The 26,604-nt window shown below is 40.0% G+C and carries 19 protein-coding genes; 14 read left to right on the forward strand and 5 right to left on the reverse strand.

From position 1 onward, the window contains the following. Window positions 1-360 precede the first annotated feature (360 nt). The 12 genes from LPH68_RS19015 (at window position 361) to LPH68_RS19070 (ending at window position 17,034) form a co-directional block, all read left to right on the forward strand. On the forward strand, window positions 361-3,294 hold the full coding sequence (locus tag LPH68_RS19015) for a TonB-dependent receptor (RefSeq protein WP_008021767.1): 2,934 nt from the start codon (window positions 361-363) through the stop codon (window positions 3,292-3,294). A gap of 12 nt (window positions 3,295-3,306) precedes the next feature. After that, window positions 3,307-4,824 (forward strand): RagB/SusD family nutrient uptake outer membrane protein, encoded by a 1,518-nt coding sequence (locus LPH68_RS19020; RefSeq protein ID WP_049703094.1) that lies wholly within the window; start codon window positions 3,307-3,309, stop codon window positions 4,822-4,824. Window positions 4,825-4,849: 25 nt separating this feature from the next. Beyond that, window positions 4,850-5,740: a DUF4984 domain-containing protein gene (locus LPH68_RS19025; RefSeq protein ID WP_015532815.1), complete on the forward strand. Its 891-nt coding sequence runs from the start codon at window positions 4,850-4,852 to the stop codon at window positions 5,738-5,740. A gap of 19 nt (window positions 5,741-5,759) precedes the next feature. Beyond that, window positions 5,760-7,301: a DUF5003 domain-containing protein gene (locus LPH68_RS19030; RefSeq protein ID WP_049703093.1), complete on the forward strand. Its 1,542-nt coding sequence runs from the start codon at window positions 5,760-5,762 to the stop codon at window positions 7,299-7,301. 22 nt (window positions 7,302-7,323) lie between these two features. Beyond that, window positions 7,324-9,966 (forward strand): DUF4458 domain-containing protein, encoded by a 2,643-nt coding sequence (locus tag LPH68_RS19035; protein WP_151939520.1) that lies wholly within the window; start codon window positions 7,324-7,326, stop codon window positions 9,964-9,966. A 27-nt stretch (window positions 9,967-9,993) separates the two neighbouring features. Continuing rightward, window positions 9,994-11,694, forward strand: coding sequence for a BACON domain-containing protein (locus tag LPH68_RS19040; RefSeq protein WP_087318200.1), 1,701 nt, complete (start codon window positions 9,994-9,996; stop codon window positions 11,692-11,694). 7 nt (window positions 11,695-11,701) lie between these two features. Continuing rightward, window positions 11,702-13,765, forward strand: a complete 2,064-nt coding sequence (locus tag LPH68_RS19045) for a S8 family serine peptidase (RefSeq protein WP_087318199.1) — start codon at window positions 11,702-11,704, stop codon at window positions 13,763-13,765. An 8-nt stretch (window positions 13,766-13,773) separates the two neighbouring features. Continuing rightward, complete coding sequence (locus LPH68_RS19050) at window positions 13,774-14,535, forward strand: DUF1573 domain-containing protein (protein WP_049703397.1); 762 nt, start codon at window positions 13,774-13,776, stop codon at window positions 14,533-14,535. Window positions 14,536-14,556: 21 nt separating this feature from the next. Further along, window positions 14,557-15,051 carry a lipocalin family protein gene (locus LPH68_RS19055; RefSeq protein WP_225472761.1) on the forward strand — a complete coding sequence of 165 codons (495 nt, stop codon included), beginning with the start codon at window positions 14,557-14,559 and terminating at the stop codon, window positions 15,049-15,051. 241 nt (window positions 15,052-15,292) lie between these two features. Then, window positions 15,293-15,721 (forward strand): Fur family transcriptional regulator, encoded by a 429-nt coding sequence (locus LPH68_RS19060; protein ID WP_004312036.1) that lies wholly within the window; start codon window positions 15,293-15,295, stop codon window positions 15,719-15,721. Window positions 15,722-15,743: 22 nt separating this feature from the next. Continuing rightward, window positions 15,744-16,304: an NADH peroxidase gene (locus LPH68_RS19065; protein ID WP_004297333.1), complete on the forward strand. Its 561-nt coding sequence runs from the start codon at window positions 15,744-15,746 to the stop codon at window positions 16,302-16,304. 94 nt (window positions 16,305-16,398) lie between these two features. After that, complete coding sequence (locus tag LPH68_RS19070) at window positions 16,399-17,034, forward strand: SagB/ThcOx family dehydrogenase (RefSeq protein ID WP_008021781.1); 636 nt, start codon at window positions 16,399-16,401, stop codon at window positions 17,032-17,034. 144 nt (window positions 17,035-17,178) lie between these two features. On the opposite strand, the gene LPH68_RS19075 is transcribed toward LPH68_RS19070, so the two are convergent. The 5 genes from LPH68_RS19075 to LPH68_RS19095 form a co-directional block, all read right to left on the reverse strand. Then, window positions 17,179-17,643: a co-chaperone YbbN gene (locus LPH68_RS19075; RefSeq protein ID WP_008021783.1), complete on the reverse strand. Its 465-nt coding sequence runs from the start codon at window positions 17,641-17,643 to the stop codon at window positions 17,179-17,181. Window positions 17,644-17,660: 17 nt separating this feature from the next. Continuing rightward, on the reverse strand, window positions 17,661-17,960 hold the full coding sequence (trxA, locus tag LPH68_RS19080; RefSeq protein ID WP_004315954.1) for a thioredoxin: 300 nt from the start codon (window positions 17,958-17,960) through the stop codon (window positions 17,661-17,663). A 243-nt stretch (window positions 17,961-18,203) separates the two neighbouring features. Further along, the gene (locus tag LPH68_RS19085; RefSeq protein ID WP_008021785.1) at window positions 18,204-20,363 is read right to left on the reverse strand and encodes a S46 family peptidase; all 2,160 of its coding nucleotides are present in this window, start codon (window positions 20,361-20,363) and stop codon (window positions 18,204-18,206) included. Next, entirely contained in the window at window positions 20,364-22,523 is a 2,160-nt protein-coding gene (locus LPH68_RS19090; RefSeq protein ID WP_192918807.1) for a S46 family peptidase, read from the reverse strand. Window positions 22,524-22,577: 54 nt separating this feature from the next. Next, window positions 22,578-23,822, reverse strand: coding sequence for an anaerobic sulfatase-maturation protein (locus LPH68_RS19095; RefSeq protein ID WP_008021790.1), 1,245 nt, complete (start codon window positions 23,820-23,822; stop codon window positions 22,578-22,580). Between the two features lie 157 nt (window positions 23,823-23,979). Between LPH68_RS19095 and LPH68_RS19100 the strand changes: the two genes are divergently transcribed. Beyond that, entirely contained in the window at window positions 23,980-24,714 is a 735-nt protein-coding gene (locus tag LPH68_RS19100; protein ID WP_008021792.1) for a DUF4369 domain-containing protein, read from the forward strand. 42 nt (window positions 24,715-24,756) lie between these two features. Beyond that, on the forward strand, window positions 24,757-26,511 hold the full coding sequence (locus tag LPH68_RS19105) for a tetratricopeptide repeat protein (protein ID WP_134984992.1): 1,755 nt from the start codon (window positions 24,757-24,759) through the stop codon (window positions 26,509-26,511). Window positions 26,512-26,604: the final 93 nt, after the last annotated feature.

The raw sequence follows: 26,604 nt of genomic DNA on the forward strand, positions 1-26,604 counted from the left end.
ATATATATATTTGTAGCCAAAATAGAACAATATTAGAAGTGTATAACACCTAAACAGAACAAGTGATATTAGTGTTTAATTTATAACTTAAGAGAGCAGATGGTCATACATTTAATTCACACAGCAGTAACACGAAAAATCTATTTGGATATTTGGCGCAATATTAAGAATTTGCCAAGTTAGTCTATTCCTATTCTATATTTATAGATAATAATAGCCTGTCCCAAGTCGGTGCAGAAAATGCATAAACCGATTTTGGGAAAGGAGTGTATTATTCTACGCGAAGACTGCGTATTCCTTATTGTAGATAAATCTATAAAAATAAATCAATTTCATTAATTTAAAATCAAAGTATCAAAGATGAGAAAATCAATTCTCTTGTTTGTACTCTTTACTCTGACAAGTATCCCCCTGTTGCTTTTTGCACAGGGTGGATATCAGGTAACGGGACACATTATTTCGGCGGAAGACAATCAGCCGATGATTGGTGTGTCTGTTTTGGAGAAGGGTACGACGAACGGAGTAATTACCGATATGAATGGTAATTACAGTATCACAGTGACGAAATCTCCCGCCATTTTGCAGTTTTCTTACATTGGAATGAAAACGATGGAAAAGCAGGTGTCTGCTGCCACTCGCATGAATCTGAAGATGGAGAGTGATGCACAAATGGTAGAAGAAGTAGTGGTTGTTGCCTACGGTGTACGTAAGAAAGGTACGATTGCAGGTTCTGTATCTACGGTAAAAGCTGAAAAGATGGAAGATGTTCCTGCTCCGAGTTTCGATCAGGCACTGCAAGGGCAGGCACCGGGATTAATGGTGCTTTCTGAATCAGGTGAACCCAGTAAGGCAGCAACTTTTCGTATTCGCGGAACAAATTCAATTAATTCGGGGAAAGATCCTCTTTTTATATTGGATGGAGTGGCTATTTCAAGTTCAGATTTCAACACGATTAGTCCTAATGATATTGAGAGCATTTCAGTGTTGAAAGATGCTTCTTCTACTTCTATCTATGGCGCACGTGCTTCTAATGGCGTGGTAGTAATCACTTCCAAGCGTGGACGTATGGGGGAAGCTGCCAAGATTACTTTCCGTACACAACTAGGTTTTTCCCAATTAGCTTCAAAGGACTGGGATCAGATGGATACGAACGAACGTATTCAGTTTGAAAAAGAAGTGGGATTGGATAAAGGACAGGATTACGAGAAATTAAGTAAGATAAATATCAATTGGCTGGATAAGGTATACAATGACAAAGCACCCTTGCAGAATTACGAGTTATCAGTAAATGGTGGTACGGAAAAGTTAAATTATTATGTTTCGGGAAGCTATTATGATCAGGATGGTATTGCAGTAGGTTCTACATTTGAGCGTGTTAACTTCCGTGCCAATGTGGAGGCGAAAGCTAATAAATGGTTGAAAATAGGAACGAATACAATGTTTACTTATCAGGAGGTAGAACAGAGTGATGATGGTGAATATGCATTGTGGGCTCCTATTTCCGCATCTTTTTTCATGTTGCCTTACTGGAATCCTTATAAGGAGGATGGAAGTCTGGCTCTTCAGGATGACGGCAGTTGGAAAGGAACGACGGAGAATCCGTTAGCATGGATGGAAAACAATCCGTTATCAAATAAGAAGTATAAACTTTTATCTACTTTCTATGCTGAAGCTACACCTATAAAGAATCTCACAATTCGTTCACAACTAAGTGCAGATTATGGTCATACTACTTCTTTTTATCGAAGTTTTCCGAGTTATAAGCCAAATAATAATTATGGAGGTGCCCAGCGTAGTTCGTATGATATGCTTAATCTGATGATTACAAATACGGCAAACTACCGTTTTATGTTGAATGATGTTCATTCATTCAACTTTATGGTTGGGCAGGAAGGAGTCGATTATCATTATGAAGGTTTTCAGGTTACGACTCGTGGACAGACAAATGATATTTTGACAAACTTGTCTTCCGGTTCTACCGCTTCATCATGGGGAGATCCCGTTACGGAATATTCTTTTCTCTCTTTTTTTGGTCGTGGTGAATATAATTATGATGATCGTTACTATGCTGACTTTTCGGTTCGTGGGGATGGATCTTCCCGTTTCGGAACAGATAAACATTGGGGAGCTTTTTGGTCAGTCGGGTTTATGTGGAATCTCCGTAAGGAGAAGTTCATGCAAAAATATAAATGGCTTACTAATGCGCAAATAGCGATTAATACCGGTACATCGGGCAACTCTTCTATTAATAACTATGAACATCTGGCTTTAGTTTCCGGTGGATATAAGTATAACAATGAATCAGGTATTGCTATTTCCCAGTTGGGAAATGAAGAATTAAGTTGGGAGTCTACATGGGCTACTAATGTGGCACTGCATTTAGGTTTTATTGATCGTATAAATTTGGATGTGGAATTTTATAATAAGAAAACTACTAATATGTTGATGGCAGTTCCCATTTCTTACACAACTAGCGGTTTTGGAACTCGTTGGGATAATGTGGGAGCTATGCGAAACCGTGGTGTAGAAATTAATGTCAGTGCAGACGTACTTCGCATCAAAGACTTTACATGGAATGTGAACGCCAATGTTTCATATAATAAAAATGAGATAACCGAGCTTTATAATGGGATAACAGAATATGTAGCCTCTGATACTGGTAGAATGGTTGCGGTAGGTCATCCGTTAGGTGAATTTTATCTGAACCGTTATGCAGGAGTCAATCCTACTAATGGAGATGCTTTATGGTATACCAAAGACGGTGAAATTACTACAGAATATAATGAAAGTGACAAAGTGATGCTGGGTAAGACACATGAAGCTCCTTGGCAAGGTGGTTTTGGTACTACACTTTCTTGGCAAGGATTTTCACTTTCCGCACAGTTCACGTGGGTGGCCGATCGCTGGATGCTAAACAATGACAGAGTTTTTCAAGAGAGCAACGGACTGTTCAGTGCCTACAATCAGTCAAAACGTATGCTTTATGATCGATGGAAAAAGCCGGGAGATGTGACTGATATCCCTCGTTATGGAGTTACTCCTCAACTAGATTCACGATTCTTGGAAGATGCTTCTTTCCTGCGTCTGAAAAATTTAATGCTTAGCTATACATTCCCACAGAAATGGTTGCAGCGGACTAATTTTTTAAGTAGTGCCCGTATTTATGCGCAGGGACAGAATTTGTTGACATTTACAAGTTTTACAGGGATGGATCCGGAGTCTACCTCCAATGTGTATAAGGCTCAATACCCTATGTCCCGTCAGTTTACATTCGGACTGGAAGTTTCATTCTAAAATTAATCAGTGATGATAAGAAAAATAAAATTATATATAGTTTTAGTTGCGGTATTGCTTTCGGCATCTTCCTGTCTTGATAAATATCCGCAAGATGCAATTCCGCAAGAAGAGGCTATTAAGACAGTGAGCGATGTACGCCAAGCTTTGGTCGGTATTTATGCACAGTTTAAAAATGCCAGCCTATATAGCGGATACTTGACTTTATTGCCTGATATTCAGACGGATCTGGTATACGCTGTTAAAGGATATACAAATATCTATGGTGATGTATGGCGTAATGAAATATTGGCTATCAATAAACAGGTGGAATATGTGTATGGTGGCTTGTATACTGTCATCGGACGTTGCAATTTTGTTCTTGATAACATTGCTGCTGTAGAGGCCAACACTTCAGATGATGAACAACTGGACAAGTTGGATACCTATAAAGGTCATATCTATTTTGCCCGTGCGCTGGCTTATTCAGAACTGTTGAAGTGTTTCTGTAAAGCTTATGAAAGTGACGAAGAAGCTGCCAATGAACTGGGAGTTGTACTGCAGTCCAGCTACGTTAATCCGGGACCTGTAAAACGTGCTTCTTTAAAAGATTCGTATCAGTTTGTATTGGATGATTTGGCTAGATCGGCCGAATATCTGGCTACGGATGATGACACTGAGGTTATTTATAATTCTGCATATTTCACGATTGGTACAGTCAATGCTTTATATGCTCGTATGTACCTGTATATGCGGAAGTGGGAGAAAGCTGTTGAATATGCTACTAAAGTAATAGATAGTAAGAAATATATATTAGCTGATGCAACCAAGCATAGTTATTCGGTTACTTATAATGATTTTGCATACATGTGGCAGTATGATAATTCTACTGAAATCATTTGGAAAGTAATGTTTGAGGTAAATTCCTATGGAGGGGCATTAGGCACTGTATTCCTCAATTATGATTATACATCTTATAAACCGGATTATGTACCAGCTAAATGGGCATTGGATGCCTATGCCAATGCTGATTTACGCTATAATGCTTATTTCGCTACGGCAACGACCGGATTCTCTCATGGGTTGACTTGGCCTCTTTTGGTTAAATACATGGGAAATCAGGATTTTATAAGCCAAAGATTGCTGTGTGTATCCATGCCGAAACCGTTCCGGTTAGCGGAACAATATCTGATTCGTGCAGAGGCTTATTGCCGGATGGGAGCATCTTATTATGGAAAAGCAGGAATTGATATTTCTACTTTACGTATGGCTCGTTATTCTTCTTATGGTGGCTCTACTACGCTTACAGAAGAAAATTGGTTTAAAACTGTCAGTGAAGAACGTATGAAAGAACTCTTTATGGAAGGTTTCCGTCTTAACGACTTGAAACGTTGGCATGAGGGATTTGAACGTAAAGAGCAAACTTCGACTATCTCTCCGGGTAATACGTTGAAGTTAGAGAAAGACGATCCTCGTTTTGTATGGCCTATTCCACAACATGAGTTGGATGCTCCTGGCGTAGATCTAGCACCTAATGAAAGCAATAAATAATGTATAAAGATAATATAGAGAAACAATGAAACGATTAATAACAGGAATAGTAACACTTACGACGTTGGCTGTCGGATTCTGGGGATGTAATGATCTTTCCCGGACGACTTACAGCGGTTCCGACTACGTGATGTTCTCCGATACATTATCTATGTATCCGGTGCAGGACAGCGAGAAATGGTTTGAGATTCCGGTAGTAGCTACGAATATATGCGATTATGACCGTTCTTTTGGTGTGGAAGTAGACGATAAGGCTAGTAATGCAATTGAAAAAAAGCAATATGTAGTTGAATCAAATACGGTAACCATTAAAGCAGGGGAGCGAGTTGCAAAGTTCCGGATGAAGGGTGTTTATGAAAATATAGGTAAAACTGACTCTTTGTCGGTTACGTTCAATTTGCTTCCGAAAGATGAAAATATATGGGATTTGTACGGTACACGTACTCGTGTTCAAATGCAAAAAGCATGTCCTTTCGAACTAAGTACTTTTGAAGGCTATTGTCTATTGACTTCTTCTTTCTTTAATGCATATATGACGGATACGGAACATCGGTTATTGCAGGCAGAAAGAGACAAGACGGAAGATAATACTATCATATTACATGATTTTTTCTACAAGAATTATGATCTTAAAATTAAGTATGATCCTTCCGATCCGTTGAAACCATTTGTAGAGTTTGATGATCAAATTATAGGTAGTACGGCAGAAGCCTTCGGAACCATTTACGGTAATGGAAAGCTGATGTGTACTCAGCCTGTTGCGTACGATTCTTATTATAATGTATGCCAGAAATTCGTATTCTTATATAGCACTATTTATGTGGTGGGTAAAGGTACAGTAGGTACTTATGTGAATATCTTGGAGTGGATTAGTGATGAAGAAGCGGAACAGTATAAGAAAGAGGAAGGACTCTAAACTATAATCGGAAATAAATATGAAAGATATAATGAAATATTATTTGCAATTGATTACGTTAGTGTTTTGTCTCTTCGTATCTGCTTGCAGTGATGATGACGAGACTACAACGCCTGTATTCCCGGATTTGCAGAAAATAGAATGTGAAATCGGAGATACCAAGACACTGACTTTTGAGGCTGCCGATAACTGGATATTGACTTCCTCATCGTTATGGTGCTATTTTGAACAGGATGGTGAGAGGACGTTCGTTTGTTCAGGCAATGCCGGAAAGCAGACAGTCACTATCCATATTAGTGATGATGCTACCGAACTGTTAAAATCTTATAAGGCAGAGCTGACTATGAAGCTGGCAGGAAGCCAGCAGGTGATAGCGGAGGTGACGCGTCCGTCTACTGGTTATGAAGTTCGGGCTTTCAATGCGGACAAGTCTGTAATGTACACAGAAGAAAATCCTTTTGTCATCAATTTTGATGGAACTGACATATTGGTGTTAGAAGCTAATGAGGATTGGGCTTTGAAAAGTAACCCCGAATGGATGGAATTCAATCGTAGAGCATCAGACAGCGAAGTTGTATCTGGCAATGCTGGAGATAATGTCAGCGTCACTCCACAGATGATAATGCAATATAAAAAGAATGAAATTACCGGCTTTCTGACAATTGAAAGTAGAAGCGGAGCTGTTGCAAAAGTCCCTGTGAAGTATGAAGGTATTCCTGCTGATAGAATTATTGGTACTCTGAAAGATAACATAGAAGTCTCGGTTGATGGAGAAAGTTATATTGCAGGCGATAATAGTTATGATAGCGAGGGAGTTCCTGTAACGGTAATGGCTAAGAATGATGAATATACCTTGGTATGTGTGGAATATGTGGCAGAACGGAATCAGATGACATGGGAGCTTGAATATTCTTATACAATAATGGATTCCTTTAATCGTTGGCTTTGGATAGATGATGATAAAGAAGGGAATATTAATATAGCAGCAAGCGCAAATAATTCGAAAGCAAGAACTGCGTATGTATTAGCATTTCCTAACGTTATATATGCTGAAATTAAGGATCATCTATCCGATCTTGTTTTACTTGAAAAGGGGATTCCAAAGGAATATGATGAAAATATAATTGCTGATATAAAACAGGAAGGAGTGGCAGGAGATCTGATATCTTTGGTTAAAGAAAGTGGTGAACCTATTTTGGATGGTACAGGCAATCCTGTGAAAGCTGTACCTTCGGATATGCCAGATGAACAATTAGAAAGTGAATATGGTACTACAAATGTATTTTTGGTTTCATCGTTGACTTTAGGTGTTAATTATGATCCATTCCATATTATTGTAAATGGCTACTCCGGTTGGAATTTGCAAGCTGAAACTAAGCATAATGGTCAGGATACCGTATGGGAAGGAATTGAAGTTGAGGGAAGGTATATGACAAGTGCATTTGTCAATGTTTCAGGTATGGACGAAAGCAAGAATGGAACAAAGCCTATGGTTATTAAATTAATGGATAATGAAACTATTTTAGGAGTATTGCTGATTCAACCCCGATATGAGGATTGATAACATGTAAAATTTAGCTTATATGAAAACTAAGATATTATTTATAAAAATGTTTGTCCTTTCTTGCATGTTGTTTACTTTAGGGTTTACAGCTGGAAGTTGCTCTGACGATGATGACGTACTTCAGGCAGGATATGGATATGCTCAGTTCAAACTTTATAAAGGTGTTTCGACAGATACACGTGCCAGTACGAATGAGCTGGATTATTTGCGTGATGCGCAAAAAATGAAAATCGTGCTTATCAATCAGGAAGACGGTACTGAAATTGTACAGACTGTCGGTCTGGAAGCGATGGGCGACGATAGTGAATTTGGCTTGAGAAGTGACAAACTTCAATTGATGGCCGGAACTTATCAGATTATCGGTTTCTATCTGTATAAAGCAGATGGAACTACGCAGGATTTGAAACAGATTCTTTCCGGCGAACCGGATAAAAAGACAATTTTGACTGTAGTAAATGGTGGGTTAGCTGTACAAGACATACAGGTGAAAGTAGTGAATCGAGGGATAGTGAAATTTACTATAACTAAAAATTTTCTACCATCCACTCGGGCAATAGGCGAAGATTATGTTTTCTCCGATATCAAATACATCAATGTAACGGTACAGGAACAGTTTACGAAAAAAGAGACGACTCTTGAGAATATTGCCGTAAAGTATACAGAGAAGCTGGATGATAGTGGAAAGAAGATATCCGTGGCTGTCAGTGATTCATTATTCCGTCTTTCTGCCGGTAAATATAAGATTAAAAGTTATACGACTAAAAAGAAAAATAAGGGATCTTTGGAATATGGAGAAGTAAACGGTGCTGACTTTGAAGTGCTGGATAATGTGACTACTGAAGTTAACGTTCCGATTAATTTCAGTAAAACTACCGGCAGTATTAAGGACTATCTTGTTCTGAAAGAAATGTGGGAAGCCTTGAAAGGCCCGTCTATTCCGGAAAAGAATCAGAAGGGATGGAGTTATTCGGGTACTACATATCCTTTAGGCACTAACTGGGATTTCAATAAAGATATTGATTTGTGGGGAGATCAACCTGGTGTCGATTTGGATGCCAAAGGACGTGTCACAGGTCTTTCTATCGGTGCGTTCGGTCCTGAAGGTGATATTCCTGAATCTTTGGGAGACTTAACGGAGCTTAGAACTTTATCTTTAGGTAATCATGCCGACCAAGTAGGTGATAATATCATTGAGAAGACGATGGGAACTGAATTGACTGAAGTACAGAAGAACTCTATAAGGAGTGATTATTATAATAAGTTTGTAAAGGTGGATATTGAATCGTATTTCTCCGAACCGATACAAGCTGCTTTGAAGTGGCAGAAAGAGGGGATACCCAGTCGTTTTTCTCAGCCTACTGTAAATAGCAAAGCCAATCGTCCTTCTTTGAAAGATGTCCCGGTCAATCGGTTGACAAATGGAATTCATAGAATACCCGCTTCTATTGGAAACTTGAAGAAATTGCAATATTTGTATATTGCCAACGGTAAATTCGAAGGATTTGAACCGGGGACTGACCTAAGTGGGCTGGAGAATCTGACAGACCTTGAAATTTACAATTGTCCGTCTATGACAAAACTTCCGGAAGAACTGAATAAACTGCCGAACCTTCAATCATTCAACTTGGCGAGTAATCCGAGTTTGGGAGATTTTCATGAGGATTTAGGTAAGTTTGTAGCCAGCGAAAGTATAAGTAAAACATTGCAGATCTTTTATTTGACTTATAATAAACTGACTGTTTTGCCGGATATGTCAATGGTGAAAAAACTTGGTAAACTGGATTGTGCATACAATCAGATTAAAAAGATTGAGAAAGCATTCGGTAGTGATGTTATTTTGGTACAATTGTCAATGGATCACAATCAGATAGAGGAATTGCCACGTGATGAAAGTGGACATTTCTGCGGATATGCTGATGTGGAGTCTTTCTCTTTTGCTTATAATAAATTGAAGAAATTCCCTAATATATTCAGTTCGCAATCTGTATATGTAATGTCTTCTGTTAATTTTTCATTCAATGAAATTGATGGATTTGAGGGTGAAGAGAATGGAACTTTTAATGGCGTAAATGCCAGTACGATTGCATTGGGGGGGAATAAATTGAAAAAATTCCCGAAGATACTGTTTGATACAAATTCTCAGGTGTCAGCTTTAGGACTGAACGGTAATGGAATAGAAGAGATACCGAAAGGTACATTCAATGCATCAAAATATTCGTATATGATGAAAACATTCGACTTGACTTATAATCACTTATCAAAGCTTCCGGATGATTTTAATGGGAAAAATATGCCTTTCCTTTATGGTGTGGATCTAAGTAACAACCGCTTTACGGAAGTTCCTACCGGACCGATGGACGCTGCCACATTAACTGTTTATGCTGTACGTAACCAGCGCGATGAGAATGGTAACCGCTTGTTGAGAAAATGGCCGGGCAATTTAGGCTTATGTCCGAGTTTGAGACAATTCTGTATTGGTGGAAATGATTTGCGAAAGATTTCTGATACGATATCATCGGCTATTATCGTTTTTGAGATAAAGGATAATCCAAATATCTCTCTCAATCTTTCCAATGTTTGCGATCTGATTAAAGAGGGAAGATATCTCCTCATCTACGATCCGGAACAGGATATTCGTGGATGTGATTATTTGAAAGAATAAATAGATAAATAACAAAAAAGAATCTATATGAAACCATTGTTTAAAATATATTTATGCCTCTTTGCAAGCTTGTGTTTTATTGCTGCTTGTGATGATTCGGATGAGGAAGGCATTTCTGGCTTCACCATCGATGCCCAGGAGTTCACCTTGGGTGCTACAGGTGGAATGGAGTCGGTGAAAGTGGCTTCGGGTACTAAATGGGTGGCAAAGGTCAACCAGCCTTGGGTGAAGGTGATGCCTGCTAATGGTGTCGGAAGCACTAATTGTGAGATTGTAGTGGATTCTACACTTTCTAATGATGTGAGACATGCTGTCGTGACGTTTGTACCGGAAGGACAGTCTAAGCAAGAACTGAAAATACATCAGACCGGATATGGAAAGATGATAGGTCTGGATAAATATGAAGTGGAAGTTGCCAGTATGGCTAACGAGGATAAAAGATATTTTGATATATCGGTGACTACAAATGTCAAATTCAAGGTCGATTATCCTTTGATGGGCTCTTGGGTGACTACTTCCAAAAGACAACCTGATATATCTTTGGATTATGGAGCTCGTCCCCGTACCATCAAGATGCGATTTAAGTGGGATATGAATACGGATCCGAAAGAAAGAATCGCTTCGATTAAGTTCCTTCCGGTGAACGAGGAAGATGAACTGGAGAAAGAGGTAGCTTTGACTATAAAACAGGAAGCTTCACCGGAAATAACAGATGATAGACGGGGAGATTCCATTGCTATTGTCATTGCAAGTACCAAATTGCGTTCAATGATAAGTTGGGATACCAGCGAACGTCTTGACTATTGGGCAGGCATAACCGTATGGGAGAGAACTGATAAAGGTGTGACTCCAGAACAAATCGGTCGTGTACGTTCTGTTGAATTCAAAATGCTGAATACAAAGGAGGAATTACCTGCTGAAATCGGTAAAATCAAATATTTGGAGACATTGGTTGTTGCTAGTAACACGAATACGCAGTTGCTTCCTGCTACTTATAGGATTGGAAACGCATTAAAGGGATTGCAGCATCTGAAGAATCTGACAATAAATGCGATGGGTATTACAACTATCTCAAAATCAGAATTAGAAGGATCTTGTCAGATTTTAACTAAATTGGATTTGAGTAGTAATAACTTTACGGCTATACCGTCTGACTTACAATCCAAAAACTTCCCGGAACTGACTCATTTGAGTTTGACAGGTAATCGTCGATACAGTTCAATTACAGATTTGAACGATACACGTGAAAATCTCGGCTTGAAATTTGATGCGAGTAATAATTATAATTTTAAGAACTTGTTGAAGTGGGAAAAACTGAAATCGTTGTCATTATCCTATAATTTGATATATGGGGAATTACCTACATTCATTAATTCATGGTCACATTTACCGGAAGTTCCTGCTTATACCGATGAAGATATTCAGAGTAACGATACATTAAACAGTGCAAGCGATGAAGTGAAGGAAAAATTAAAGACTATTCCAAGGATTCTGCCTAATGTCGAGAGGTTCACTATTAACTTGAACTTCTTGTCGGGAGATGATTTACCGGAATGGCTACTTTACCATCCGCGTTTCGCACGTTTCGATCCGTTCACTTTGATTTATACACAGGATTCTGGAAAGGATATGAATGGTAATGTTCCGGGATTTAAGAACGAACCTTCTAATTTGGAATGGTTTTACGAGCGTTATCCGAAAGCCAGACCTACATTAACTGAATATTGATTTGATTATGAAAAGAATATATTTAATTCTAATAGCCGCTGTAGCAATCACTTTTACATCCTGTTCCGACCGGGATATGGATACAGTGAAACCTGATACAGGACAGGGAGCTCCAATTATTAATTTACCCGAGGGAGCGAGCCAGGGAAAAATAATGGTAAAATTCAAACCGGAAGCGGCATCCTTTTTGGATGCTGCTGTAACTCGCTCTATCGGAGGTGCGATGACCCGTTCGGGAATTTCGGATATGGATATAATTCTACAACGAATCGGTACTCATAAATTGGAGCGTATTTTCCCGATAGATAACCGCACGGAAGAACGCACCCGCAAGGCAGGACTGAATCTTTGGTATGTTATCCATTTTGATGAAGATACGAATTTGGAGCAGGTGGCTAAAGATTTGTCGCAGGTAGCAGATGTGGCGAAAGTCCAATTTAGCCATATTATCCAACGTTCATACGATCCTAATGTGCGGGCAACAGTTCTCACCAAACAAGCAATGAGTCATGTGATGCGTAACACTCGCGCCATAAATGTCACACCGGATGATACCTATTTTAATCTACAATGGGGGTGTAAGAATGATGGTTCTATTCTTCAGAATGAAGACAAGAATGACAAGGGTGACAAGGTAGTACCTGCTGTAACGGGGGTTGATGTAAATTGTGGAGAAGCTTGGAAACTTTGTACGGGAGATCCTTCCATTATCGTAGCTGTGCTTGATGAAGGTGTGATGTATGATCATCCTGATTTAAAGGGGAATATGTGGGTGAATGAGGCCGAAACATTTGCTTCAAAGGAAGATGCTGATGGAAATGGTTATGCCGGTGACCGTTATGGCTACAATTTCACAGATGATAAAGGTTATATTTCTTATGATGACCCGAATGATACCGGACATGGAACTCATGTGGCTGGGATTATCAGTGCAGTGAGAAATAATGGTGAAGGTATTAGTGGTATTGCAGGAGGGGATAAAGCTAGTAATATAGGTGGTGTAAAGATAATGAGTTGTCAGGTGTTTTCCGGTTCTAAAGGATGTAACCTGTATCAGGAAGCGAAAGCCGTGAAATATGCAGCAGATAATGGTGCCGTTATTTTGCAGTGTAGTTGGGGATACAATTCGGGACTTGCCAATCCCATTAGCGGATATAGTCCGGGTTATACTTCTGATAAAGCCTGGGTAGACAGTGCTCCGCTGGAGAAAGAGGCTTTTGACTATTTTATTCATAATGCCGGCTCGCCAAATGATGTCATAGACGGAGGTATCATCGTGTTTGCTTCAGGTAATGAATATGCAGCTATGGCCGGATATCCGGGCGCTTATCCTGATTATATTTCGGTAGCGGCCGTAGCAGCCGATGGTACTCCATCCAGTTATTCTAATTATGCGCATGGAGTTTCTATCTGTGCTCCAGGTGGAGACAGTGATTATCATCAGAGTCCCAAAGGTAAAATATATTCCACAATACCATCTTCTGCCAGTGAAGATGGTGGGAATTATGGATACATGGAAGGAACGTCACAGGCTTGTCCACATGTTTCGGGAGTAGCCGCACTGGGACTTTCTTATGCTGCCAAATTGCATCGTCATTTTCGTGCAGATGAATTCCGTAAAATGATATTGGAATCTGTCAAGCCGGTAGAACCATATTTCACGGAAATGAAAGTATATTGGTACACAAATGCTTCATTTGGCCAAATTGCAGCCGGACAGATGGAACCTGCTGCTTATACAGGTAATATGGGTACAGGACTGATTGATGCCTATCAGTTATTGAAAGCTGTTGAGGGCAGAGGTGTCGAGATGACTGTTCCCAATATGTATGTGTCCGTTGGTGGTACAAGTAAGATCAATTACTCCCGTTATTTTAAGAATGGAGAGAATATGACTTTCTCATGTAAAGTTGATGATAGCTCGATAGCTGTTTTTCTCACTGCGGAAGACAACATTACTTTCACCTTGAAAGGATTGAAAGTGGGTTCTACGAAAGCTACCGTTACGGCGACTGACGGTACCAAGCAAGATTTCTTTATTACTGTTCGTAAAAACGATAGTTGGTTGTAAATGTGATTATGAAACGATACTTTACCGGAGCCATCAAGTATGGACTGTTCTTTTTCTTTCTTCTGTCTTCTGCGCATAGTTTTGCGCAGGAAACAGGAGGGGAGCAAGTCTTGCAGTTTGAATGTACTGCAATCAATATAGGGACTTTGTCGGAAGACGATGCGCCAGTAACGTATCATTTTAAATACTGTAATGTAAGTAAAAAAACGGTGCGTATCTCTAAGTTGACTACTTCCTGTGGCTGTACGGTAGCCAAGTGTAATAAAGACTTGGTACAACCGGGGGAACGGGGAGAAATCAATTTGATTTTTCATCCTAAGGATCAGGCTGGTGATTTGTATCGGGAAGCATTTGTCTATACCGATCTCTCCGGAAAGAAACCGATGATCAGGCTGGTACTTACTGGCAAGGTATCACCTACCAGCGACCAATGGAAGGGATATCCCGTAGCTATTGGGAATACATTGCGACTGAAACGGAAAGAATGGCAGATTAGAGTGCTTTCTCGAGAAGGAATGCAAGTGGAAAGATTCATTTGTGTCAATACAGGAAAGCAACCTTTAAATTTGTCAGCCTTGATGCTGCCGGAATACATTCGTTTTCGAACAGAGCCGAAAGTTATTCTTCCGGAAACGGAAGCCGACATGATTCTTTCTATTGATAGAAGTTTGTTGCCTCAAAAGAATGAAATTACATTTTGTTTGGTCTTGGACGGCATTTCAGTACGCCCTTCTGAACGGACAGTACAAGTGAAATTATTGTTACAATAATAAATAATATAAAATATGTATATGAAAAATATATTCAGAATAATGCTACTACTCACCACGATGCTGTTTGTGTCATGTGGGGATGATGATGAAGTAAAGCTTCCTGATACTAAGGATGTAAATTATGCGAATATCGCAGGAAGCTGGCGATTGAGTGAATGGAATGGAGAAAACCTGGAAGGTGACACACGTTACTATTATATAACGTTTGATCGGAAGGGAAAAGACGGAAAACGTTCTTACACTATTTATACGAATCTCAACAGTGCTACATCTGAGCAAATTCCCGGTTCTTTTCTTTTGAGTAAAGAAGATGATTACGGAGATATTATTAGCGGTACTTACTATTATCAGCTTGATACGGATGATGAATGGGAATATTCATACATTGTTTCGGGGTTGACTGATACTTCGATGATATGGACTGCCAAAGAAGATATGGGAGAAATGAAAGTTTATACTCGTTGTAATGAAGTTCCGGCAGATATCATAGCCGGAACAAGAGCTTCATTCTAGTTGTATTCTGTTTCTTACTTTATTGCCATCAGATTTTCTTGAAAATTGGGGCATCTTTTTATAATAAAACCGTTTAAGCAAATCTTTGTATTTAAACGGTTTTTATTTTTGTATTTATCTTTATTGGTACAAGACCGCACAAATAAAATCAAAGATTTATTTGGAAATAAAATAAAGACTTCTTATCTTTGCATTAGATTTATAATTGTAATGAATACAACTTTGAAAAGAAAGGAAGATAATGAAACCATACGATCGATTATTAGAGCATAATATCAAGCCTTCCATGCAACGCATCGCTATCATGGAATATTTGATGGAGCATCCGATTCATCCGTCGGCTGATGATATTTACACAGCATTGTCTCCTTCAATGCCGACACTTTCAAAGACAACGGTCTATAATACTTTGAAATTGTTTTCCGAACAGGGAGCGGCATTAATGCTTACGATTGACGAAAAGAATACAAACTTTGATGCGGATACTTCTGTACATTCCCATTTCCTTTGCAAACGTTGCGGACATATTTATGACTTGGAATGTCCGGAAGCGATTAAACAAGTGGAAAATTTGGAAATGGATGGTCATCAGGTATCGGAAGTTCATTATTATTATAAAGGTATTTGCAAGAATTGCTTAAGTAAAGATAAAGAAACACGTATTGACTAATTAATTTAAAATTGAGAAGAAAATGAAGAAATTTAGATGTACTGTATGCGGTTACGTTCATGAAGGTGACGCAGCTCCTGAGAAATGTCCATTGTGTAAAGCTCCTGCCAGCAAGTTCGTAGAAGTTGTTGAAGTAGAAGGTGGCGCATTGTCTTTTGCTGACGAACACGTTATCGGTGTTGCAAAAGGTTGTGACGAAGAAATGATTAAGGACCTGAACAATCACTTCATGGGAGAATGTACTGAAGTTGGTATGTATTTGGCCATGAGCCGTCAGGCAGACCGCGAAGGTTATCCTGAAGTAGCTGAAGCTTTCAAACGTTACGCTTGGGAAGAAGCTGAACATGCTGCTAAGTTTGCAGAACTGTTGGGTGACTGCGTATGGGATACTAAAACTAACCTGCAGAAACGTAAAGACGCTGAACAAGGTGCATGTGAAGACAAAAAACGCATTGCAACTCGTGCTAAAGCTCTGAACCTGGATGCTATCCATGACACTGTACACGAAATGTGCAAAGACGAAGCTCGTCACGGTAAAGGTTTTGAAGGATTATACAACCGTTATTTCGGTGATAAGAAATAATTAAGCCTAATAAACTCTTAAAAGGTCTGTATTCCACAACGAATACAGACCTTTTTTATTTATATTTGTCTATCAATTTTTAAATACCACAGTTATGAGAAAAGTACAACTATTGTTAGTTTGTTTAATGCTTTCAGCGGCTGCCTTTGCTGCTGATAAGGTGATTAAATTGCCGAAGCCTAATTTAAACCGCACTGGTGCGGTGATGAAGGCATTGTCTGAACGACATTCAACTCGCGAATATGCTTCGAAAGCATTGAGCCTGGCTGATCTGTCTGATTTGTTGTGGGCTGCTAATGGAATAAATCGTAAGGAATCCGGAATGAGAACCGCTCCGTCAGCGTTGAATAAACAGGATGTGGATGTATATGTAGTGTTGCCTGAAGGAAGTTATCTGTATGATGCTAAAAATCATCAGTTGACACTGATAGCTGCGGGAGATTATCGTGGTGCAGTGGCAGGTGGTCAGGCGTTTGTGAAAACAGCTCCGGTATCATTGGTTTTAATCAGCGATCTTTCTCGGTTTGGTGATGCCAAAAGTCCACGCAGCCAGTTGATGGGGGCTATGGATGCCGGTATTGTTTCCCAAAATATTTCAATCTTTTGTTCTGCTGCTAACTTGGCAACAGTACCACGTGCTTCGATGGACAATGAGCAGCTAAAGAAATTTTTGAAATTGAAAGATAGTCAGATGCCAATGATGAATCATCCTGTAGGATACTTCAAATAAGGATTCGCAGGAAGACTTATAAGCCGTATAAAGAAGATTTATAAGCCTATAAAAAAGAGTGACGCTATCTCTATCGGATACCGTCACTCTTTGCTTGTTATAGCGTCACTATCCTGACCGGATACCGTCACTATATTTTCTTCATTATTTCAAGAGAAATTCATCAATCGCTTTCTTGTAAGTTGCTTTATCAGCAGCTCCACGGAAAAGCTGTGGATCCCCTTTCATCGGAATGAACACAAACAATGGAATACTTGTAGCATTAAACAAAGCTGCCAGTTCTTTTTGTTTATCCACGTTAACTTTGTAGATGACAATTTTCCCTGCATATTCCTTTGCCAGTTCTTTCATGATAGGAGCTGTCTGACGGCAAGGTCCGCACCAGTCTGCATATAAATCGATGATGGCGGGCTTGTCGCCTTTGTATTTCCACTCCTTTGATTTCTCATAATCGAAGACGTCTTTCAGAAACATATCTTTGTCCATTACGACGACTTCACCGTTACCTGTTACCTCTTTTTTGCCTTGATTGGATTCCCCGCTGTCATTGAAAGCGTATACAATCACGCTTACCATGACAAGGGCTACCACTACTAATACTTTCTTCATTCGTTATCTTTATCTTTTTAACTATAATGCTTTTCAATAACCCCTTGCAGCTCGCTGCTATGGATTACGCCGGAATGTCTCCAGACAGCCTCTCCGTTTTTAAATAATATAAAGGTCGGGACAGCTTGTATGCGATATTTAGTAGCCAGGTCTTCATGCTGGTCAACATCTATCTTTGCAATACGTGCTTTATCTCCTACAATTAATTTTAGTTCTTCTAAAACTGGTTTCATAGCTTTACAGGGTCCACACCATTCTGCAAAGAAATCAACTAAAACCGGTACCGGTGACTGTATTAAATCTTCAAACTTTTCCATAATCTTTCCTTTCTTAGAGTTAAATAGCAGTCATTGGAGACTGCAAATATAAATCCTATTTTATTATAATAACGAAAAAAGGTCGTTTTTGTTCATGCAATAGTAATCGTAAGGTTTGTGAAATAGTAATTAGGAGGAGTTTATCTGAATGAGGATAAGTTGAAAAGAAAAATGGATAATGAACGACGATGTAAATCCATCGGGCTTCATTATCCATTTTTTTTTTATAAATGATTCTTCTGTTTATTCCACAATAGTCAATTCATCAATAATATGAGATGCTCCCGCATATTTGTCAATAATAAATAAGGTATAGCGGATGTCGACGCAAGCGGCTCGTTGTGAGGAAGGACGGAAAGCGATGTCTCCTGTCAAACCTTCAAAATTGCGGTCGAAAGCAGTTCCTATCAATTGGCCTTTGCTGTTAAATACCGGGCTACCGGAATTTCCTCCTGTATTGTCGGTGTTTACAATAAAGCAGACGGGCATTTCACCGTTTTTACCATAGCGTCCATAATCCTGGGATTTATACAGCTCTTTCAATTTTTGAGGCACTACAAACTCCCAGTTACCCTGATCTTCTTTCTCCATTACACCTTTGAGGGTGGTATGAGCATCATACACAACACCGTCAGCGGGTTCATAAGAAAGTACCTGGCCGTAGGTCAAACGTAAAGTTGAATTGGCGTCCGGATAAATAGGTGTACCTTTTTCCTGTCTCATATCCATCATGCCTTTCACCCATACTTTATGAGCAGCGTCATAGTTCTGATTGGCTTCTTTCATGGCAATGGCTGTTTTCAAGATCCCGTCGGTAATAGAATATTTGAATAATATCATCCAGTCATATCCTATTTTATACAAACTTGGTTTCTTGATAAACTTCTCAAAGTTTTTAGGATTGCCAAAAATAGAATGTTGGAAGCAAGCATCGACGAAGGCATCGATACTTCCCTTGAAACGGGAATTGATGATTTCGAAGATATTGATTCGTTGTTCCTCCGGAATATAGTTGGCATAAGTTTTCAGCATCTCTTTGGCAACCATCCGTTCTACTTCGGGGAAGGGGACAGAAGCAAAATACTTATCAGCTTCTTGCTTTAATTTTAGCTTCGCCTCTTTTATTTGCTCCTTATCTTTTGATTTCAGAGCGGCAACCAATTCCATCGTGGAAGGGATGCGCATAAAATCAAGGGCGGTGACCAATGCTTCATTGATAGCCTGCTGATGATAGATCGCGTTACGGCGATGAGCCACAATAGAACGAATCTCATCAAAAGCTTTCTGATATGAATCATCTCCTTTTTCACGGCCACGGGCTAATAATTCCTCTTGTTGCGCACGTTTGGTATCCAGTACGTTGAGACGTACCAGTCCTTCATTCATACCGATGGCATTCTTCCAGTAGTTGGCTGATGAAGCATATTTGCTCGCATAATGAATACGTACGGCAGGATCTTTCAGCATTTGCTCCATGAGTACTTTCTGACGGGCTCCACGTACATGTTGGCGCATAAAGTTGGTCGTTTGCATCCGCTCTTCCACTTCGTCGGAAATCATATATCGCCAGTTACGTCCCGGGAATCCCATGACAAAGGTGAAGTCTCCTTCCTGAACTCCGGCAATGCTGATTTTCAGGTGTTTCTTTACCTGCAAAGGAACGTTGTCTTTTGAATATTCTGCCGGTTTTCCGTTCTTGTCCGCATAAATACGGAAAAGGGAAAAGTCGCCTGTGTGACGAGGCCACATCCAGTTGTCGGTATCTGCACCGAATTTGCCGATGGAAGAAGGAGGAGCGCCCACCATACGAATATCACTGTACACTGTTTTGATGAACATATAATATTTGTTTCCTCCGTAAAAAGCCTTGAGCTCCAGTTTTGTCGCAGGAGTTATCTCTATGTTCTCTGCTTTGGCGAAACGTTCTGCCACGGTGCCCAGATAACTTGGTGACAGGTAGTTGACACCTTCCGGGTCCGGATCTTTTTTCAGTTGCTCATTGACGTAATCGGTCACATCCAGAATCCGGTCGATAAATGTAACGGTCAATCCCGGAGTAGGAAGTTCCGCGTCACGATTCATAGCCCAGAAACCATCTGTCAGGTAGTCATGTTCTACATTACTGTGTTGCTGGATAGCTCCATAACCACAGTGGTGATTCGTCAGTACCAGTCCTTCGGAAGAGATAATTTCTCCCGTGCATCCTCCTCCAAAGTGTACCACAGCATCTTTGAGAGAAAGACCGTTCGCGTCGTATACTTCTTCGATCGGAATTTCAAGACCGAGTTCGCGCATGGCAACTGCGTTCTGGGTTTTCAGATCGGTTAGCATCCACATGCCTTCGTCGGCGTGGATGCTAAGAGTTGCCAGTGAAAATAGGACAAATAGGATTTGTTTTCTCATTTATTCTACGATTGTCATTTCATTAATCAGGTGTCCGCAGTTGCCTAACTTCTCCAGAATGAACAGGACATAACGGATATCCAGGTTGATACAACGTTGCAGGTTGTTGTCGAAGTTGATGTCACCGCTCAATGATTCCCAGTTACCATCAAAAGCACAACCGATCAGTTCTCCGTTTTCATTCAATACCGGGCTGCCGGAATTACCGCCGGTGATGTCATTGGTAGACAGGAAGCAGACAGGCATATCACCGTTCGGTAAAGCATAACGGCCATAATCTTTCTTCTCAATCAGCTCTTTCAGTTTGGCAGGTACAACGAACTCGCGGTCTTCCGGATTTTCTTTCTCAAGAATTCCTTTAGTGGTGGTGTAATAGTTGTAGTGTACGCCGTCTTTCGGATCGTATGGTTTCACGTTACCATAAGTCAGACGAATGGTAAAGTTTGCGTCCGGGTAAGAAGGTACAGGCAATTTCATTTCGCCCAGACCACGAATATAAGTTTTGTGCAGTAAAGCCAGTTCTTGATCCATGTCCTTGAGCTGGGAAACCAGTTTATCCATCAAGTCATATTTAGACTGGCAGTATTGTAATGCAAGATCGTTGTCGATTGCTTTCACTGACGGCTTCTTCGTAAACTTCTCGAAGTTTGCGCGGTTGGCAAAAATAGAGTTGTCGTACATATCATCAACAAACTTGTTGTAATCGCCCTTATATTTCTGCTCAATTACTTTGTAGATAGACGGACGCTGGTTAGCCGGAACCATTTCCGCATATAACGGGAACAATGCTTTAGCAACTTTGCGGTCTACTTCATGGTCATAATCTTTGTTGTGGATACTTTCGTAAGTGCTTTCCAGCGCTTTCATACGTGCTTCGATCACAGAGTCGTTCTTTTCAAGCAATGCTTCACGTGTTTTAGATAACATGACATTACCAAATTCGATAGCTCCGAAGAAAGTCTCTCTCAAACAAGTATATTGATAATTGAGAGGAGTTGTTTTAGCTACCAGGTCGTCGATGTTCTTCACAACTGCCGCATATTCGGCATTGTTTTGTGCCTTTGCAAATTCTGCGAATTTAGCTTCCTGTGCAGCTTTCGTTCCCAACACATCATTATCGATGATGGCTTTATTCATACCGATGGAGTTTTTCCAATAATTGCTGGAACCCGCATACTTGTTAGCATACTGAATACGGATTTTGTCACTGGCATTCATCACTTCCTTCAGGACAGCTAAACGTGCGCCACGAATACGGATACGCGGGTCGTTTTCCGATTCCATACGTTCTTTCACCTCTGATACAGTCAGGTAACGGCTAGTGCTTCCGGGGAATCCCATAATCATTGCGTAATCTCCTTCTTTCAACCCTTTGATAGAGATAGACAAATGTTTCTTTGTTTTCAGGGGAACATTGTTTTCACTGTATTCTGCCGGTTCACCGTTCGCGTCAGCATAGATACGGAACATGGAGAAGTCGCCGGTATGGCGCGGCCACATCCAGTTGTCTGTCTCGCCACCGAACTTACCGATAGAAGAGGGGGGAGCAGCTACCATACGTACATCCGGATATATTTTCTTATAAAAAAGATAGAATTTATTTCCGGCATAGAACGGAAGAGCCTGCGGAACAATTCCTTTTTTGTCTGCCAGGTCACTTTTGAAATAAAGGTCATGAGCCAGCTTTTGAAGGAATGTATTGCTGAATGATTCGGATTCGGTGATTTCCTTCGCTGCAATTTTGGCATTGACAATGTCTGTAACATCTTCGATACGTTCGATAAATGTAAATTTCAGTCCCGGAGTAGGAAGCTCCTTGTCTCTGGAAGTAGCCCAGAAACCATCTGTCAGATAATCGTGCTCAACACTACTATGTTGCTGGATGGAAGCGTAGCCACAGTGGTGATTGGTTAGAATCAAACCTTCGGGCGAGATAATTTCTCCTGTACATCCACCTCCGAATATACCTACGGCATCTTTGAGAGAAACGCCGTTGGGATTATATAAGTCCTGGGCTTCCAGTTTTAATCCCTGTTTTTTCATCATGTCTATGGAGTGTTGCTGTTGCATCAGTTGCAATAGCCACATACCTTCATCCGCTCTAACGGAAAATACAAAAAGCGTAGCCAGCGCTACCAGATAAAATCTTAGTTTGTTCATTATTTAATGATAAAATTTGAATATATGATTGTTAATATGTTCTGTTTCTCATTCTCAACTCTCCACTCTCAATTCTCCATTTCTTAAAGCTTCCATGATATTAGCAGGCGGACGTTGATTCATCAGTTCGTTTTTCATAAAGTCCATGTAAGGAGCTACATGTTTAAAGAACTGATAATAACCTTTGCATAAGTAGTTCAATCCCGGTTCACCTTCTGCCGTTTGGCTAAAACGATTTTTCGGGCATTCCCCGTTGCAGGCAAACAGGAACTCACACTCCTTGCATTGAGTAGGGAGAGACTGGTATTTCATGTTTCCGAAGTTGTGCTGACGCTCGCTATGCATCATTTCTACCAGTGTCTTACTGTAAATGTTGCCTAACTTATATTCGGGGAATACAAAGTGGTCGCAAGAATAAACGTCTCCGTTGAATTCCATTACACCGGCATGTCCGCAAGTCTTTGCCATCGTGCATATACCGGGTTGCTCACCCATCCAGTTGGCCAGGGTAGAATCGAATATCTGCACATAGTATTTGCCGACATCTTCTTTCACCCATTCGTCAAAGAGAGTACAGAGGAAGTTCCCCCATTGTTCCGGAGTGATTGAAAAGTCAGCCAGTGTTCCGGCTTTATTTTCGGCAAGAGAAGCGAGATGACGTCCGTCTTCATGTGAAAGAATACGTTCAACGATAGGAGCGAACTGGATATATTGGCAACCGATCTCTTTGAAGAAACGATAAAACTCCAACGGATATTCGGCATTGAAGTCATTAATAACTGCCATTGCATTCCATTCTACCCCGTGTTTCTTCAGAAGATTGATGCCTTGCATCACTTTCACAAAAGAAGGTTTTCCCAATTTGTTTTTGCGATACTCGTCATGAAACTCCTGGGGACCGTCGATGGAGACACCTACCAGCCAATTGTTTTCACGGAAGAATTCGCACCATTCGTCAGTAAGCATGGTTCCGTTGGTCTGGATGCAATTGTCGATCGTACGTCCGCGGGCGTATTTCTTTTGTAGTTCCATTGCCTTTTTATAGAAGGAGAGCGGTCGCATCAGCGTTTCTCCTCCGTGCCAGGTGAAAAGTACCTGCGGCATGGTTTGTGAGTTAATGTACTCGTCGATAAACTTTTCCAGAAGTTCATCGCTCATTACGTGTTTCGGATTGTCTTTGTATAGGTTGGCCTTTTCCAAATAATAGCAATAATCGCATGCTAGATTACATACGGCACCTACAGGCTTTACCATTACGTAAAGCGGTTTTGCAAAAGGGGCAAATGTTGATGTTTTCATGACTGCAAAATTAGATAAACTAAATGAAAAAAATAGCCTTACACCTATGTTTATAAGGATTATTAAAGAAAAGAGTCTTACAAGATTTAAATATTGATAAAATGTTTCTTTGAATTCTGAATCAGTTGTACCTTTGTGCACAGAATTTAATGAATAGATGAACGTGAATAAAATTTTGCCTTTTTTGCTTTTGCTTCCGTTTCTGGCTTCCTGTACCAGTAAGTACAAGATTGAAGGAACATCTTCAGTGAATAGTCTGGATGGAAAGATGCTGTATCTTAAATCCCTGCTTGATGGCGAGTGGGTGAAGCTGGATTCTGCTGAAGTGGTGCATGGTCTGTTTTCAATGAAAGGGAAAATAGATTCCGTACAGATGGTGACGCTTTATATGGATGAAGAAAGCATTATGCCGATCGTTCTGGAAAGTGGAAAAATAACAGTTACCATTAGCAATACGGACTTGAAGGCAGTGGGAACCTCTTTAAATAATGCGTTGTACGAGTTTATCAGCAAAAGAAACCAATTAGAAGAAAGTATCAGCGAACTGGAGCAGAAAGAAACCCGTATGGTATTGGATGGAGGGGATTTGGATGAAATTCACAGTCAGCTGGTGGTGGAAGGTGATTCACTGATGCAAGCGATGAATCAGTATGTGAAAACGTTCATTTCCGACAATTACGAAAATGTATTGGGACCCAGTGTATTTATGATGCTTTGCAGCTCTTTGCCCTATCCTATTATGACTCCGCAGATAGATGATATTATAAAGGATGCTCCTTACTCTTTTAAAGATAATAAGCTGGTAAGAGAATTCCTGTCTAAAGCAAGAGAAAACATGAAGTTGATAGAAGAACATCAACGATTGGAACAAAATGCTTCAACAAATAAGTAATACTTGAGTTTTTTGTGTATTTTTGCATAAAACTCAAGTAAAATGAAAACGACTACTGTTTCGGTATACGCCGCTTTCTTTTTTATTTTAGTCTTATCGGTTTCTTGTCGTAGAGATTCGGAGGCCCCCGATGTGGCGTTCCAGAAGATCGAAATGTGTATGGAATCTCTCCCTGATACGGCTCTGTATCTATTAAAATCAGTTCCTCATCCTGAAAAATTGCGTGGAAAGTCGCAGGCGGATTATGCGCTTTTATTAACGCAGGCAATGGATCAGAACTATGTGAAGTTTACTTCTGATTCGTTGATTGCATTGGCACTGAATTACTATACTGTAGAGCGTGGTGACACTGCCATGCGTGCTAAAGCACAGTATTATTATGGTAGAGTGCTGCGTGAATTGGGTAAAGATGAAGAGGCTTTGTCGTTCTTGTCTTCAGCAAAGGAAATGTTCGGGAAGATTCAATGTTGCAAGATGTTTGCCATGGCTACTGATGAAATAGGGATGGTGAACCGGAAAAAGAAATTGTATCAGGAGTCATTGAAGAATTTTCAGGAGTCATACGCTATCTATGAAGAGTTAAAAGATTCTGTGGGTATTGTCAGAGCCGGGCAGAATATAGGACGGGCTTATTTGTTTCAGAATAAATGGGATAGCTGTTATTTCTATTATAATAATGCTTTAGAATTAGCCAGGAAAAAACAGTATCCGTCTGAAGTTTCCATTTTACATGAGTTGGGTATCCTGTATCGTTCTATGGGAGAGTTGAAAAAGTCAGAGCGCTATTTCCTTGCTGCTTATGAAAAAGAAACGGATGAGGAAAGGAAATATGTAGAGTGTATGTCTTTGGGATATTTGTATATACAAATGGGGGATGTGGAGAATGCCAGAAAATATTTTAAGATGAGTGTAAATTCTTCTAAAGAGTATACCCGTATTGACGCATACAACAATTTATACTTTTTGGAAAAGGATATTGATAATTTTGAAGAAGCAATTACTTATCATGAAAAAGCGGATTCCATTGTCAGCGTATTGGATGAGGTCGATTCTTTGGAGTTGATAACAGAACTGCAAAAGCAGTATGAGAACGAAAAACTCCGGAGCGATAATTTACAAATGAAAATGCACCGTACAGTTTTTCTGTTTTGCGGTACGATTGTTTTTCTGATTGTAGCCTTCTATATGTGTTATTACTATTACAAAAGTAAGAACCATAAAAAGAAGATTGCCGAGATTGAATCCCAGATTAGAGATAATGAAGAGGAGATAAAGCGATATCAGCAGGAGATGGAAGAAATCCAGGAGTTGAAAGACCAAGTGCTGGAAGAGAACCGCATACTCGAAGAAAATCGAATGAAGGTAGGCGAGTTGAATGGAAAGATTGTGCTTTTGAGTATGCAGAACAAAACCTTATCGGGGTTGTTGAAAGAACTAGGAGGAGAATTAACTGTCGGACCGTCTTCTGAACAATACATATCTGCCTTTCGATTACTGCTTGCTATAAAAGAGGGAACATTAAGAGGTAAGTTGTCTGATGGAGAACGCTATAAATTGTTTAGTCTGTTTGATTTACTCTATGCTAATTACGTTACCCGATTGCTTGACAAAGCTCCTTTATTGACGAAACGTGATCTTGAAATCTGTTGCTTCCTTAAATTTGGGCTGACTAATGAAGAGTTGGCTCGTATTTTCCAGACCTCTTCCGACTCGGTAACCAAGGCGAAGGGGAGACTAAAAGGCCGGTTAGGCATTTCTTCACAAGAAGATTTAAATGCATTTTTAAGGGACTTTTGATAAATAAAAAATGAATTGTCCGGGTCAATAACAGAATCAAAACATGTATTTTGTTGGATTTTAGATGTTTACGATGAATCAGACACACTGATT

This window comes from Bacteroides sp. 1_1_30 (assembly GCF_020982715.1).
Classification (GTDB): Bacteria; Bacteroidota; Bacteroidia; order Bacteroidales; family Bacteroidaceae; genus Bacteroides; species Bacteroides xylanisolvens.

Coding starts and splice junctions, on each gene's coding strand:
- LPH68_RS19015 (WP_008021767.1), top strand. CDS start 361: ATGAGAAAATCAATTCTCTTGTTTGTACTCTTTACTCTGACAAGTATC.
- LPH68_RS19020 (WP_049703094.1), top strand. CDS start 3,307: ATGATAAGAAAAATAAAATTATATATAGTTTTAGTTGCGGTATTGCTT.
- LPH68_RS19025 (WP_015532815.1), top strand. CDS start 4,850: ATGAAACGATTAATAACAGGAATAGTAACACTTACGACGTTGGCTGTC.
- LPH68_RS19030 (WP_049703093.1), top strand. CDS start 5,760: ATGAAAGATATAATGAAATATTATTTGCAATTGATTACGTTAGTGTTT.
- LPH68_RS19035 (WP_151939520.1), top strand. CDS start 7,324: ATGAAAACTAAGATATTATTTATAAAAATGTTTGTCCTTTCTTGCATG.
- LPH68_RS19040 (WP_087318200.1), top strand. CDS start 9,994: ATGAAACCATTGTTTAAAATATATTTATGCCTCTTTGCAAGCTTGTGT.
- LPH68_RS19045 (WP_087318199.1), top strand. CDS start 11,702: ATGAAAAGAATATATTTAATTCTAATAGCCGCTGTAGCAATCACTTTT.
- LPH68_RS19050 (WP_049703397.1), top strand. CDS start 13,774: ATGAAACGATACTTTACCGGAGCCATCAAGTATGGACTGTTCTTTTTC.
- LPH68_RS19055 (WP_225472761.1), top strand. CDS start 14,557: ATGAAAAATATATTCAGAATAATGCTACTACTCACCACGATGCTGTTT.
- LPH68_RS19060 (WP_004312036.1), top strand. CDS start 15,293: ATGAAACCATACGATCGATTATTAGAGCATAATATCAAGCCTTCCATG.
- LPH68_RS19065 (WP_004297333.1), top strand. CDS start 15,744: ATGAAGAAATTTAGATGTACTGTATGCGGTTACGTTCATGAAGGTGAC.
- LPH68_RS19070 (WP_008021781.1), top strand. CDS start 16,399: ATGAGAAAAGTACAACTATTGTTAGTTTGTTTAATGCTTTCAGCGGCT.
- LPH68_RS19075 (WP_008021783.1), bottom strand. CDS start 17,643: ATGAAGAAAGTATTAGTAGTGGTAGCCCTTGTCATGGTAAGCGTGATT.
- trxA (WP_004315954.1), bottom strand. CDS start 17,960: ATGGAAAAGTTTGAAGATTTAATACAGTCACCGGTACCGGTTTTAGTT.
- LPH68_RS19085 (WP_008021785.1), bottom strand. CDS start 20,363: ATGAGAAAACAAATCCTATTTGTCCTATTTTCACTGGCAACTCTTAGC.
- LPH68_RS19090 (WP_192918807.1), bottom strand. CDS start 22,523: ATGAACAAACTAAGATTTTATCTGGTAGCGCTGGCTACGCTTTTTGTA.
- LPH68_RS19095 (WP_008021790.1), bottom strand. CDS start 23,822: ATGAAAACATCAACATTTGCCCCTTTTGCAAAACCGCTTTACGTAATG.
- LPH68_RS19100 (WP_008021792.1), top strand. CDS start 23,980: ATGAACGTGAATAAAATTTTGCCTTTTTTGCTTTTGCTTCCGTTTCTG.
- LPH68_RS19105 (WP_134984992.1), top strand. CDS start 24,757: ATGAAAACGACTACTGTTTCGGTATACGCCGCTTTCTTTTTTATTTTA.